The sequence below is a fragment of the Mycobacterium sp. genome (assembly GCF_050701675.1).
Taxonomy (GTDB): Bacteria; Actinomycetota; Actinomycetes; order Mycobacteriales; family Mycobacteriaceae; genus Mycobacterium.
On sequence record NZ_JBOGDD010000339.1, the window covers coordinates 1 to 12932 of the forward strand.

Here is a 12932-nt window from a genome sequence, read left to right on the forward strand (position 1 = left end):
CCCCGAGCTGGTCGCCGACGAACACGATGAGCGCCGCGACGAGCACGTTGAAGACGAAGGACACCACGAAGACCTTGGAGTCGAAGATCCGCTCCAGGTAGGCGCGCAGTCCCCCGAACACCGCGTCGAGCGCCGCGACCACCGCGATGGGAAGGTACGGCTGGATGACCTCGGGCACGCTCGGGTGGAACACCAGCCCGAGGGCGATGCCAACGACCAGTGCGGCTATTCCTATCATCGATTACCGATCATTTCGGACCAATCTGCTTGGCGAAGTTGACGTCTCGCACCGAACTTGCGGGAAGGCTCAGATCGTCGGATTCGCTGACGTTGACGACCACCCCGTAGGACGCCTCGAGGATCCGCAGACGTTGCAGACCGGGACTCTGATCGAAGGCGTCGTGCATCCCGTGCGGCGCACCGACGGCCAGAACGACGTAGGGGTTGGCGATCGGCTGGTTGTCGACGAGCAGTCCACCACCGGCCTGCCGGACGGTGACGTTGGGGCCGATGCGCACGCCCCCCACGGCGATCGCCTCTGCGCCGCTGGCCCACAGCGAGTTGATCACCAGCTGCAGGTCGCGGTCGAGGATGACCTGCGGGCTGCCCGCAACGCGCTGCTTGGACACGTCGCTGAGATCGCGTGCAGCAGTGGGTTCGGCGACCGACACGGTCAGCCCGGGACCGTGCACGGCCGTGGCCCCTGCGGTGAACTCTGCGGCGTCGAGTCCCGCGAGCAACTGTCTGCCGCGTTCGTCACCGGCGAGGCGGCTGCGCCGTTCCGACTCGACCTGCCCAGCCAGCGCGTCGCGGCGCGCCGTGGCCTCGTTCGTCGCCCTCTGCGCGTTCCCGACGCCGGCGGCCAACACCTGCCGCGTCTCCTGCGTCGCGGGGGCGACGGACTTCGCTTGGGCGGCTGCGGCGGCGAACACCGCCGCCACCAACAGCCCGGCCAGGAGCTGCCAGCCGAAGTTCGCGGACTTGCTCGTCGGGGTGCCCGCCTTCCGCCGCTCGGCCGCCGCGGCGTAGCCGGGATCGAGGTGCTCGGACAGCAGCGAACGCAGCAGCGATGGCACCGGGATCAGCTTCGGCGCGCCCGCTTCGTGAGCGTTGCGTCCGGCGTCCGGGCTGTAGCCGCCGAGCGCGCGCTCGTCGTCAGGCACGCCCCCGCTGACCGCGCGACCGACGGGGAAGCTGCCGAACCACCATGGTGACCTGGACGAGGTACAGCACGCCCGACCACAGATACATCGCCATCCCCCAGCCGAGGAACGCCCAGCCGCAGGCCAGGATCACCCGGCTCCACAGCGCGTCCCACTGGCCCAGCAACACGAACGGGAAACCCGACATCAACGAGAACGTGGCGGCCTTGCCGAGATAGGTCACCGGTAACGCCGTGAATCCGCGACTGCGCAGGACCGGAAAGGTCAAGGCCAACAACACGTCACGACCGATCAGGACCAGCACGAACCACCAGGGCACGATGCCGTAGGCCGCCAGCGCGACGGGGACGACCACCATGTAGATGCGGTCGACGGCCGGATCGAGCAGCGCGCCGAGTCGCGACGACTGGTTGTCGACGAGCCGGGCGATCTTGCCGTCCGCCCAATCCGAGAAGCCGCTGAACATCAGCACCGCGACCGCCCACGCGTTGGCATCGACGGCCAGCAGGTAGATGAAGACGGGCACCAGCACCAAACGCAACACGCTGAGCGCATTGGGAATGGTCAGCACCCGGTCGCCGGTGTCCTGGACCGCTTCGCCCTCCCCCTCCGAACGAGGCTCCATGCGTTGAACCTAGCGGAACACCCCGGGCAGACTCAGCGCAGACATCGTGTCGTCGGCCATCGGGTCGTCGTGAATCATGTAGGTCCACGTCGACGTCGGCCTGGCGAGCTTCGACAGGTCGAGGCCCTGCTCGTCCTCCGACACGTTGGCGGTCTCGAAGGTCTGCTGCGCGGCTTCGATGGCGTCGGCGGCCAACGAGGCGAACGCGTCGACGGCCAGCCGATGGAATTCATCGAGCGGGTTCTGCCTGCCCAATGCGCGCAGGTGGATGCTCTCGCGAATGTCGGACAGGTAGGCCTGATGGTCAGCCCAGCCGCGGTCGAGGTGGTACAGCATGATCTGCCTGCTGATCTTCTCCAGCCGTTCCTCGCCGATCTCGGTGACCAGTTCCTCGTAGCGCTCCGGCGATTTCGCGGCCAGCTCTTCGCGGGCGGTCGCGGTGCGCAGCAAGGTGTTTCGACGTTCGACCAGGATCGCGCGCTGCTGGGCAACGAGCTGGTTGTAACGCCAGGTGTTGGCGTGCACGTCGAGGAGCCTGCCCTCGGCGACGCGTTGGGCGTGTTCGAGCAGCTGCGCTGCCTTGTCGTTGGTGATGCGGCCGTCCTCGTCGGTCGCCGTGGGCAGCTTCTCCGGCTCGAGGTGGGCGACGACCACGGTGTCTTCCCAACTGGAGAAGAAGACCGACGAGCCGGGGTCGCCCTGTCGTCCGGCGCGGCCACGCAACTGGTTGTCGAGGCGCTCGGTGTGGTGTCGGCCGGTGCCGATGACGTGCAGACCACCGAGCTCGGCAACTTCATCGTGGCCGGTCTCGTCGGAACCGCCAAGCCGGATGTCAGTGCCGCGGCCGGCGATCTGGGTGGACACGGTCACCGAATGCAGCGTGCCCGCCTCGGCGATGACGCGTGCCTCCTCCTCGTCATTCTTCGCGTTGAGCACCACTGCGGGCACGCCCGACTTGGTGAGCCGCTCGTGCAGCTCCTCGGATTCGGCGACGTCGCGGGTGCCGACGAGCACCGGCTGACCGGTCTCGTGGACCGACTTGATGTGATCGATGACGGCGTCGGTCTTGGCACCGGCGGTGATGTAGACGCGGTCGACGTCGTCCTCACGGATGTTGGGGGTGTTCGGCGGGATCGGGGAAACGCCGAGCTTGTAGAACTGCCGCAGCTGCTCGCCTGCGGCCAGTGCCGTTCCCGTCATCCCGCAGACCCGCGGGTAGCGGTTGATCAGAGCCTGCACGGTGATGGTGTCGAGTACTTCGCCGGTCTCGGTGGGCTCGATGCCCTCCTTGGCCTCGACGGCCGCCTGAAGTCCGTCGGGCCAGCGCTGCAGCTGGGCGATGCGGCCGCGTGATGCGTTGATCAGCTGCACCCGGTCGTCCCGCACGATGTAGTGCACGTCGCGCTGCAACAGCACGTGAGCGTGCAGCGCGACGTTGACCTCGGTCAACGTGGTGCTGACGTTCTCCTCGGAGTAGATGTCGATGCCGCCGAGCGCCTTCTCCAGCTTGCGGGCTCCCTCGTCGGTGAGGTGGACGTTGCGGCGGTCCGCGTCGGTGTCGTAGTCCCTGACAGGGACGAGCTCGCCGACCAACCGGATGATCTCCAGCCGCGGCGTCTCGCGATGGGTGGTGCCCGCCAGTACGAGTGGCACCAGCGCCTCGTCGACCAGCACCGAGTCGGCTTCGTCGATGAGGGCGACGTCGGGGTCGGGCGACACCAGGTCCTCGACGTCGGTGACGAGCTGGTCACGCAGCACGTCGAAGCCGATTTCGTTGACCGACGCATAGGTCACGTCGCACCCGTAGGCGGCGCGGCGTTCGTCGGCGGTGGACTCGGCGGTGATCCAGCCGACGCTCAGACCCATTGCCTCCAGCAGCGGGCCCATCCACTCGGCGTCGCGACGGGCCAGGTAGTCGTTCACCGAGATGACGTGCACGCTGCGGCCCGCGATCGCGTATCCCGCGGCAGCGATCGCCCCTGCGAGCGTCTTGCCCTCGCCGGTGGCCATCTCGACGACGTCGCCGGCCAGCATGCGCAGCGCGCCGAGCAGCTGAACGTCGAACGGCCGCAAGCTCGTTGCCCGCTCCGATGCCTCACGGGCGATGGCCAGGAACTGCGGGATGTCCGCTGACTCGGCGAGCCCGTCGAGGTTGAGCAGCTTCGCGGCCTTCTGCAGCTGCTCGTCGTCGAGGGCCGCCGCCTTCTCGTCGAACTCCGCCGAGGCGCGCACCAGGTCCATCGACTGGGCCTGGTCCTTGTCGGTACTGGCGCCGAGCAGCTTCCAGAATCGGTTGCTCAGCCGACCGGAGGTGCGGTCTTTCGTCTTCGGCGAACTCTTTGGCACGTGTTCAAGGTACGCGGCGCCGAACACCCCTGCGAGCGTGCGTGTCCAACACGGTCACGGGATCGGCCAGCGAACCGCATCACCGGTCTCTTGCTGCGGTAACTTCGCGCTGAGCGGTGTCGCCGGACGCCCGCGGAGGAGTTTCATCGGATGGATTCTTCAGAGTTCAAGCCGTCAGTCGACTGGAACGACGAACTCCTCGCGTCGACTCGGTGGGTCTTGGAGACCTTCGCCATCACCGTCGTCTGCCTCGCGGTGGTCCTCGTCCTGCTCGGGCGGTTCACCGAATGGGGACGCCAGTTCTGGCGCATCAACGCCGGCTACTTCACCGCGGGGCGCTCCAGCCTGCCTGCGTGGGTGTTGCTGGCGGTCCTGTTGCTGTCGGCGGTGGTGTCGGTGCGCATCAGCGTTCTGCTCAGCTATTACGCCAACGATCTGTTCTCGTCGTTGCAGGTGGCCTTCGAGGGCAACGCATCCCCGGGCGGCTCGTTGAAGGGCACCGGGATCGACGGATTCTGGACCTCGATGCGCATCTTCGCCGTGCTGGCGACGGTAGCCACCGTCCGGTCCCTGGCGGACCTGTATCTGATGCAGCGCTTCACCATTCGCTGGCGAGTGTGGGTGACGCGCCGACTGGTCGACGACTGGCTCGGCGGATACGCCTACTACCGCGGTCAGCTGACCAGCACCCCGGTCGACAACCCCGATCAACGCATCCAGCAGGACATCGACATCGTCACCGCGATCACGGGCGAACCGAATACGCCATCACACGGTTCGGGCAACACGCTGCTCTTCGGCGCCGTCGAGTCCGTCCTGAGTGTCGTCTCGTTCGGGGTGATCATGTGGCACCTGTCGGGACCGCTCACGGTCTTCGACGTGACGCTGCCACGGGCACTGTTCTGGATCGTCATCGTCTACGTGCTGGTGGCGACGGTCTTCGCCTTCTGGATCGGTCGACCCCTCATCCGGCTGAGCTTCCTCAACGAGTTCCGCAATGCCAGCTTCCGCTACGCCATGATCCGGATGAAGGAAGCTGCCAGCGCGGTCGGCCTCTACCGCGGGGAGGACGCCGAACGCCGACAGTTGCACGGTCGGCTCGCCTCGGTCATCACGAACTACCACCGCTGGCTCAACAGAATGGTCCTGTTCCTCGGCTTCAACCTCTCGGTGAGCCAGGCGATCAACCCATTGCCGTACATCGTTCAGGCGCAACGGCTCTTCGCTCAGCAGATCACCTTCGGCGACGTCATGCAGTCGGCGACCGCCTTCCACGCGATCCACGACGCCCTGTCGTTCTTTCGCAACGCCTACGACGCCTTCGCCGGGTACCGAGCTGCGCTGATCCGTCTCGACGGTCTGCTCACGATGAACGAACGCACGAGGTTGATGCCCCAATTGGCGATCGGGAAGTCGTCCGACGGTGCGGTGCACCTCGAGGACGTCGACGTCAGCACTCCCGATGGTCAACAGCTCGTCGGTGCACTGAACCTGCGGCTCGAACCCGGGCAGAGCGTGGTGATCAAGGGCCCGTCGGGCTGCGGCAAGACCACTCTGTTGGAAGCCCTGGCCGGACTGTGGCCGTACGGCTCGGGCACGGTCCTGTTCCCGGTCGACGAGCGCGACGTGATGTTCGTCTCGCAGCTGCCGTACATCCCGCTCGGAGATCTGTGCGCCGTCACGTCGTATCCGCGTCCAGACGGCGTGGTCGACAGAGCTGAGATTCAGGAGGCGCTTCTGAAGGTGGCCTTGCCGCATCTGGTCATTTGGATCAGTGAGATCAAGGACTGGGCCAAGGTGCTGTCGGTCGGCGAGCAACAGCGCATCGCGTTCGCGCGGATCCTGCTGAACAAGCCGAAGGTGGTCTTCCTCGACGAGTCGACGTCCGCGATGGACGAAGGCCTGGAATTGATGCTCTACCGGCTCATCAGGGAATCGTTGCCCGCCTCGATCGTGGTCAGCGTGAGCCATCGCGAGACCGTCGAGCAACACCACGAACGCCAACTCGAGCTGCTCGGCGACGGCTCCTGGCGGCTCGAATCGATTTCGGCCGCTAGTTGATGGCGAGTCGACCCTCGAAAAGGCTGGCGGCGGTCCATCGGGGTACCTTGCCGGGATGGAAATGTTCACCCCGACGCTCGACTGGAGCAGCGAGTGGCTCACGTCATTGTGGTGGATCGCCAAGGGCTGGGCCATCGCTGCGGTAGCCACGATGGCAGTGCTGGTGCTCATCGGTCGCTACACCACCTGGGGGCGCCAATTCTGGCGGGTCACCGGCGCGTACTTCACCGGTCGGTCGAGCGTCAGGATCTGGCTCTGGCTCGGGCTGTTGTTGCTGTCGGTCATCATCGGGGTGCGAATCGACGTGCTCATCAGCTACTACGGCAACGACATGATGACCAGCTTCCAGGTGATCGCGGCGGGTCTCGGCAACGGCGACGAGGCGGTGAAGCAATCCGGCAAGGCCGGCTTCTGGATGTCGATGAGGGTCTTCGCCGTCTTGGCCAGCATTTACGTCGGGCAGGTCATGTTGGACCTGTTCCTGACCCAGCGGTTCATGCTGGCCTGGCGGGCTTGGCTGACAGATCGTCTGACCGGGGACTGGCTCGATGGAAAGGCCTACTACCGGGCACGTTTCATCGACGACACGATCGACAACCCCGACCAGCGCATCCAGTACGACGTCGACATCTTCACCGCGGGCGTCGGGCCACTGCCCAACACGCCGAACAACACGTCCGGCAGCACCCTGCTGTTCGGGGCGATCTCCGCGATCACGTCGATGATCTCGTTCACCGCGATCCTGTGGAACCTCTCGGGCACGCTGACGCTCTTCGGCGTTTCGATGCCGAGGGCGATGTTCTGGATCGGGCTGATGTACGTGGTGTTCGCATCCGTCATCGCGTTCTGGATCGGCAAGCCGATCATCTGGTACTCGTTCGACAACGAGAAGTACAACGCCGCATTCCGCTATGCGCTGGTGCGACTGCGCGACGCATCCGAGGCAGTCGCGTTCTACCGCGGGGAGATCGCCGAGCGGGTGGGACTGCGACGGCGCTTCGGCTCCGTCCTTAGCAACTACAAGCGGTTCATCAACCGAATGATCGGGTTCTACGGTTGGAACCTCTCGCTGAGCCAAATCATCGTGCCGCTGCCGTACATCTTGCAGTTTCCGCGGTTCTTCTCCGGTGAGATCACCCTCGGCGCCATGTCGCAATCGTCGTCGGCGTTCGGCAGCATCCAGACCGGATTGTCGTTCTTCAGGAACGCCTACGACCAGTTCGCCGGGTACCGCGCGGCCATCATCCGTCTGCACGGCCTGGTGGTCGCGAGCGAGGAGGGCAGGGCCCTGCCGACCGTGACGACCGCGGCGTGCGTCGACGGCACCGTTCAGCTCGACCAGGTCGAGGTGCGGACACCCGACGGCAAGCAACTCGTCAACCCGCTCGACATGCGCCTGGAGATCGGCGACTCCCTGGTGGTCACCGGCAAGTCGGGCAGCGGCAAGACCACGCTGCTGCGCAGCCTGGCGGAACTGTGGCCGTTCACCTCCGGCACGCTGACCCGTCCGTGCGGACCCAACGAGACGATGTTCCTGTCCCAGATGCCGTACGTACCCCTCGGCGACCTGCGCGCGGTCATTTCCTATCCGTGTGAGGAGGGGTCACTCGAGGACTCCGAGTTGCTCGACGTCCTTGCCAAGGTTGCGCTACCGCATCTGAGCCACCGGCTCGACGAGGTCGAGGACTGGGCCAAGGTTCTCTCACCCGGCGAGCAGCAGCGAATTGCGTTCGCCCGCATCGTGTTGACCAAGCCCAAGGCCGTCTTCCTCGACGAGTCGACGTCCGCGTTGGACGAAGGCCTCGAGATGACGCTGTACCAGCTGGTTCGCACCGAACTACCGGACACCATCCTGGTCAGTGTCAGTCACCGCAAGACCGTCGAACAGCACCACACCAAGCAGCTGCACCTGCTCGGCGGTGGCGAATGGCAGCTGAGCACCGTCGGCGACAAGGTGGTCCCGGTCTAGCGACGCCTGCCAATTCCCCCGGTCGCTCCGCTCCTGCCCGCCGTGGCACGCCCCCGGGTAGCTTCCCGGCATGGAGATGTTCACCCCGTCGCTGGACTGGGGCAGCGAGATCGCCGCGTCGCTCGTCTGGGTCGCCAAGGCATGGGCGATCAGCGCCTGTTCGACCCTTTTGGTACTGACGCTGATCGCGCGATTCACCACTTGGGGCAGGCAGTACTGGCGCATCACCGGCGGCTACTTCACGGGGCGCCAAAGCATTCCGGTGTGGGCGCTGCTAGGCGTCCTGCTCTTCTCGGTGATGTTCTCGGTGCGGATGGACGTGTTGTTCAGCTACTACGGCAACGATCAGTACTCCGCGCTTCAGGTGGCGTTCGAGGGTGCGAGTTCGGGCAACGACGCGGTGCGGGATTCCGGCATCCGAGGCTTCTGGTTCTCGATCGTCGTCTTCTGTCTTCTGGTCGTCACCTATCTCGCTCAAACGCTGCTGGACCTCTATCTCATGCAGTTCTTCATCATCCGGTGGCGGGTGTGGCTCACCGACCGGTTGACGGGCGATTGGCTCGACGGCCGCGCCTACTACCGAGGACGGTTTCTCGACGATCCCATCGACAACCCCGATCAGCGCATCCAGCAGGACATCGACGTGTTCACCACGGGGACGGGACCCGAGACCAACACCCCGACCGTTGGCACCTCGACCACCTTGCTGTTCGGCGCGGTCTACTCGATCGTCTCGGTGGTGGCGTTCGCCCCGATCCTGTGGAATCTGGCGGGCCCCTTGACCTTCTTCGGCGTCACCGTGCCGAAGGCGTTGTTCTGGATCGTGCTTCTCTACGTGGCCTTCGCCACCGTGGTGTCATTCTGGATCGGCCGACCGATCATCCGATTGAGCTTTCGCAACGAGATGACCAATGCCGCCTTCCGCTACGCGCTGGTGCGCGTGCGCGATGCCGCCGAGGCGGTGGGCTTCTACCGCGGCGAACGCGTCGAACGCGTCGCGCTGTCGGACAGGTTCGCCAAGATCATCGCCAACTACCGGCGTCTGGTGTGGCGCGGGGTGGCCTTCCTCGGCTGGAACAAGGCCATGTCGCAGATCATCGACCCGCTCCCCCTCGTCATTCAGGCACCCCGGCTGTTCGCGGGCCAGATCAACCTCGGTGACGTCAGCCAGTCGTCGAGCGCATTCCGATCGGTTCAGGGGTCGTTGTCGTTCTTTCGCGCGGTCTACGACGCATTCGCGAGCTACCGGGCGGCGATCATCCGTCTCGACGGTCTCCTCACCGCCAACGAAGGGTCGAGGGCCCTGCCCCGACTGCCGGCAGAGACCAGTGCCGACGGCTTGTTGGAGTTGGACGACGTGGCCGTTCGGTCGCCATCCGGGGACGCACTCGTCGAAGGCCTTGCGGTTCGGCTCGCGGCGGGGGACTCACTCGTCATCACGGGTCGGTCGGGCAGTGGCAAGACCACGCTTCTGCGCAGCCTCGCGCAGATGTGGCCGTACGCGTCGGGGTCGGTCCGCTACCCGTCGGAGGACGGCGCGATGTTCCTGCCTCAGCTTCCCTATGCACCGCTGGGCGACCTCCGCACGGTGACGTGCTACCCGAACTCTCGGGACACCTTCGGCGACAATGAGATTCAAGGCGCACTGGACGTCGTGGCTCTCGGACATCTGGGCTCCCGGCTGGACGAGACCGCCGACTGGTCCAAGGTGCTCTCCCCCGGCGAGCAGCAGCGCATTGCGTTCGCAAGGGTGCTGCTCAACGCACCACGGGCGGTATTCCTCGACGAGTCCACCTCCGCGCTCGACGAGGGCCAGGAGTTCGCGTTGTATCGCGCGTTGCGGCGAGCGCTGCCCGACTGCATCGTGGTCAGCGTCAGCCACCGCGGCACCGTGGAGCAACATCACGACAACCGGCTGGAGCTGCTCGGTGACGGCCAGTGGCGACTGGCCCGAATCGGCGGCGCGGGCGGCTAGTTCGCCGTGGCCGCGTGCGTACCCGCCCGCCGCCCGAAGAACGAGCCCTCGCCGAGCTGTGTTCCGCTGGAGTAGCCCATGCCGTCCTCGGCGATGTTGCTTGCGCACGCTCCCGCGGCGTAGAGCCCCGTGACGACGCTTCCGTCCGCCCGCAACACCTCACCGTCGATGCTCGTCGTCAGTCCACCCATGGTGAACCCCGAGTACATGGCCCGGCCCAGCGACAAGTCGAAGGCGGCCCACGGGCCCTTGTCCTGCGGCGCAAGGTAATCCGGCTGCTTGTGGAAGTCGGGGTCCTCCCCCTTGGCGGCGTAGGAGTTGTATCGGCTCAGCGTGGCGGCCAGGTTGCCCGCAGGGATGCCGAGAGCGGTCTCCACCTCTTCGATCGTCTCGTAGCCGTCGATGAACTTGATCAACGGCATCGGAGGCATCTCCATGTGTTCTTCGTCGACGACGAGGAACGCCACCTGCTCCGGCTGCTGCATCACGAAGGCGGACGTGCGCGAGTGGTAGGAGTCCTCGGCGACGAAGCGCTTGCCGTCTTGATTGACGACGACACCGGTGAGCAGAACCCCCGGCGGGTACGCCGCCGCGGTGATGAACATCTGGTCCATGTTCTTGGTCGCCCCGCCCGCCGACACTCCCATCCGGATGCCGAGTCCGTCGTCGAACGGGTTGCCGAGGATGTACGGCTCGACCAGCCCGTGGTGCTTCGTCTTGCGCTTCTGACCTAGCAGCGGCGTGTACTCGCCGACCATCTCCGGGTTCATCGCAAAACCGCCCGCGGCGATGACGACCGACGTGGCCTTGATCGCGCCGGTCTCCTTGAAGTGCTTCCACTGGACCCCGACGACCGCGCCGTCGGAGACGACGAGGTTGCTGACGCCGACCTCGTAGCGGATCTGCACGCCGAGGTCATCGGCCCGTTTCAGCAGGAGGTCGATGACCATGGCGGCACCGCCCAGCTCGCCGGGGACCGGCACGGAGTGTCCGCGCGGCGCGGGCTTCGCCTGATCCTTGTACGGCCAGACCAACTCGTTGCCCGTGTAGGACAGCCCTTCGGTGTTCGGCGGGACCACCACCTTGCCCGGGTAGTAGCTGCGCTCGAACTGAAAACCCAAGTCCTCCAACCAGTTGAAGTGCTCGACGCTCTCGTCCGCGTAAGCCCGAATCTTCTCCAGGTCGGGATCGCTCGACACGGCGACCAGGTACTTGTACATCTCCTCGGCGGAGTCCTCGTGCCCGGTGGCCTGCTGTACCGCGGTGCCACCACCGAGGTAGAAGTGCCCACCGGCCATGGAGGTGGTTCCGCCTGCGGCCGCGGCCCGCTCGAGGACGAGTACCTTCGCTCCCGCGGCGGCCGCGCTGACCGCGGCGCAGCCGCCTGCGATACCGAAGCCGACGACGACGACGTCGAACTCGTCGGTCCACTCCGATACGTCAGTGGCGGCGACGGTTTCGGGGATTGCGGTACTCACTGTTGCTCCTGTTTCACGTAGTCGAAGAACGCCCGGATCTCGGACGGGACGTGCGCGATCTCGAGGTAGGGGACGCCTGCGTCCGCGGCGGAGACGTAGGCGAACCGCAATCCGCCGGGCATGACGCCCTGCGATATGACGGGATTTCCTTCGCGGTCGGCGTCGCTCAGCATGGCGTCGAAGGTCTCGACGTCCCCTGCCTCCACGCAGACGTGGTGTAGCCCTGGGCCCGACGCGTCCAGAAACTCGGTGTAGACGCTGTCACCGCTCACCGGTTCGATGAGCTCGAGCTGGGTGTCGCCCGCATACGACAGCGAGATGTGGGCGACGAAGTCGGCGGGGCGTCCGCGGTGCGTGCAGGTGTCGGGGCCGAAGTGGACGTCGGGCATGCGCACCCACTTCTTGGCGCCCATCAGGCTGGTCAACGCCTTCTCGGTCGCGTCGAGGTCGCGGGTCACCCAGGCGATCTGGACAGGTGTCTGGTCATGCATCGCCTTGAGGATATCGCCGGCGTGGGCCGCTGGCTAGAACGTGTTCTAGTTCGCAGCGGCAGGCTCACATCGACAGGGCTGCGATCAACAGTCGAATCTGCCCGTCGAACACGTCCGCGGGAGCCGAAAGCGTATCTGCGCCATATTGACCGAAGACTTCCAGGCTGATGGCCCCGACGAGGGTGGCCCACATCAGAAAGCACTTCATCAGGGTCGCGTCGCCGCCCGCGAAGTCGAACTCGGCCCGAATGCCGTCGAAGTCCGCTGAGGTCGCAGGCGTGGTCGGCGGCCCCTCGTCCGGCACGTCGCCCACGGCGACTCCGGATCCCACCACGGCGAACAGCGACGCCACGACGCGGGTTCCCGGCCCGACGGTGAGCTCGGCGGGCGCGTGATAGCCGGGCACCGGGCTGCCGTACATCAACGCCCAGCTCGCCGGCTGCTCGACGGCCCAGCGCCGCGCCGCGCGAGCCATCGCGAGCAACCGGTCGCGCCAAGGTCCGGTCGACTGGTCCGTTGCCCGGTCGACCGCATCGGCCAGTTCGGTGTAGGCGTCGACGATCAGCAGCGTCAGCAGGTCGTCCCGACTGGCGACGTAGCGGTAGACCGCCGACGAGACCATGCCGAGGTCCCTCGCGATGGCGCGCAGCGACAGCCCGCTGGCGCCATCGGTCACCAGGTGCCGCCGTCCGACCTCGACGATCTCGCGCTCGATCCGATCGCGGGTCTCCTGCCGCTTGCCCATGCGCCCAGTGTCGCATAAAACGAGAGCATTGCTCTTGTTTTCCATCACACCATGTGCCAACCTTGGTAGAGAGCAGTGC

Annotated in this window: 10 protein-coding genes; 3 read left to right on the top strand and 7 right to left on the bottom strand. The window is 66.0% G+C overall.

Going from position 1 to position 12932, the window contains the following annotated elements; all coding sequences use genetic code 11:
* From ACRDUX_RS10010 to secA2, 4 genes are all read right to left on the bottom strand, one after another.
* Positions 1-238, bottom strand: a 238-nt coding sequence (locus ACRDUX_RS10010; protein WP_526413431.1) for a DUF1290 domain-containing protein, incomplete at its 3' end; no start/stop codon positions are given.
* Positions 239-248: 10 nt separating this feature from the next.
* Positions 249-1163: a DUF881 domain-containing protein gene (locus tag ACRDUX_RS10015; protein WP_526413433.1), complete on the bottom strand. Its 915-nt coding sequence runs from the start codon at positions 1161-1163 to the stop codon at positions 249-251.
* A complete protein-coding gene (locus tag ACRDUX_RS10020; protein WP_526413435.1) occupies positions 1156-1788 on the bottom strand; it encodes a CDP-alcohol phosphatidyltransferase family protein in 633 nt (210 codons plus the stop codon). The genes ACRDUX_RS10015 and ACRDUX_RS10020 overlap by 8 nt, the downstream gene beginning before the upstream one ends.
* Positions 1789-1797: 9 nt before the next feature.
* Positions 1798-4134: an accessory Sec system translocase SecA2 gene (gene secA2, locus ACRDUX_RS10025; RefSeq protein WP_526413437.1), complete on the bottom strand. Its 2337-nt coding sequence runs from the start codon at positions 4132-4134 to the stop codon at positions 1798-1800.
* Between the two features lie 150 nt (positions 4135-4284).
* On the opposite strand from secA2, the gene ACRDUX_RS10030 reads away from it, so the two are divergent.
* The 3 genes from ACRDUX_RS10030 (at position 4285) to ACRDUX_RS10040 (ending at position 10139) form a co-directional block, all read left to right on the top strand.
* On the top strand, positions 4285-6195 hold the full coding sequence (locus tag ACRDUX_RS10030; RefSeq protein ID WP_526413439.1) for an ABC transporter ATP-binding protein/permease: 1911 nt from the start codon (positions 4285-4287) through the stop codon (positions 6193-6195).
* A gap of 55 nt (positions 6196-6250) precedes the next feature.
* The gene (locus ACRDUX_RS10035; RefSeq protein ID WP_526413441.1) at positions 6251-8164 is read left to right on the top strand and encodes an ABC transporter ATP-binding protein/permease; all 1914 of its coding nucleotides are present in this window, start codon (positions 6251-6253) and stop codon (positions 8162-8164) included.
* A gap of 70 nt (positions 8165-8234) precedes the next feature.
* The gene (locus ACRDUX_RS10040; protein WP_526413443.1) at positions 8235-10139 is read left to right on the top strand and encodes an ABC transporter ATP-binding protein/permease; all 1905 of its coding nucleotides are present in this window, start codon (positions 8235-8237) and stop codon (positions 10137-10139) included.
* Here ACRDUX_RS10040 and ACRDUX_RS10045 read toward each other — a convergent pair.
* The 3 genes from ACRDUX_RS10045 to ACRDUX_RS10055 form a co-directional block, all read right to left on the bottom strand.
* Positions 10136-11617 carry an FAD-binding protein gene (locus tag ACRDUX_RS10045; RefSeq protein WP_526413445.1) on the bottom strand — a complete coding sequence of 494 codons (1482 nt, stop codon included), beginning with the start codon at positions 11615-11617 and terminating at the stop codon, positions 10136-10138. The two genes, ACRDUX_RS10040 and ACRDUX_RS10045, sit on opposite strands and share 4 nt — an antisense overlap.
* A complete protein-coding gene (locus ACRDUX_RS10050; RefSeq protein WP_526413447.1) occupies positions 11614-12108 on the bottom strand; it encodes a VOC family protein in 495 nt (164 codons plus the stop codon). The genes ACRDUX_RS10045 and ACRDUX_RS10050 overlap by 4 nt, the downstream gene beginning before the upstream one ends.
* Before the next feature lie 64 nt (positions 12109-12172).
* Entirely contained in the window at positions 12173-12853 is a 681-nt protein-coding gene (locus tag ACRDUX_RS10055) for a TetR/AcrR family transcriptional regulator (RefSeq protein WP_526413449.1), read from the bottom strand.
* Positions 12854-12932: the final 79 nt, after the last annotated feature.

Bases quoted from the DNA above. Each gene is read 5' to 3' on its own strand.
- ACRDUX_RS10020 (WP_526413435.1), bottom strand. From the start codon at position 1,788: ATGGAGCCTCGTTCGGAGGGGGAGGGCGAAGCGGTCCAGGACACCGGC.
- ACRDUX_RS10030 (WP_526413439.1), top strand. From the start codon at position 4,285: ATGGATTCTTCAGAGTTCAAGCCGTCAGTCGACTGGAACGACGAACTC.
- ACRDUX_RS10055 (WP_526413449.1), bottom strand. From the start codon at position 12,853: ATGGGCAAGCGGCAGGAGACCCGCGATCGGATCGAGCGCGAGATCGTC.
- ACRDUX_RS10035 (WP_526413441.1), top strand. From the start codon at position 6,251: ATGGAAATGTTCACCCCGACGCTCGACTGGAGCAGCGAGTGGCTCACG.
- ACRDUX_RS10040 (WP_526413443.1), top strand. From the start codon at position 8,235: ATGGAGATGTTCACCCCGTCGCTGGACTGGGGCAGCGAGATCGCCGCG.
- ACRDUX_RS10050 (WP_526413447.1), bottom strand. From the start codon at position 12,108: ATGCATGACCAGACACCTGTCCAGATCGCCTGGGTGACCCGCGACCTC.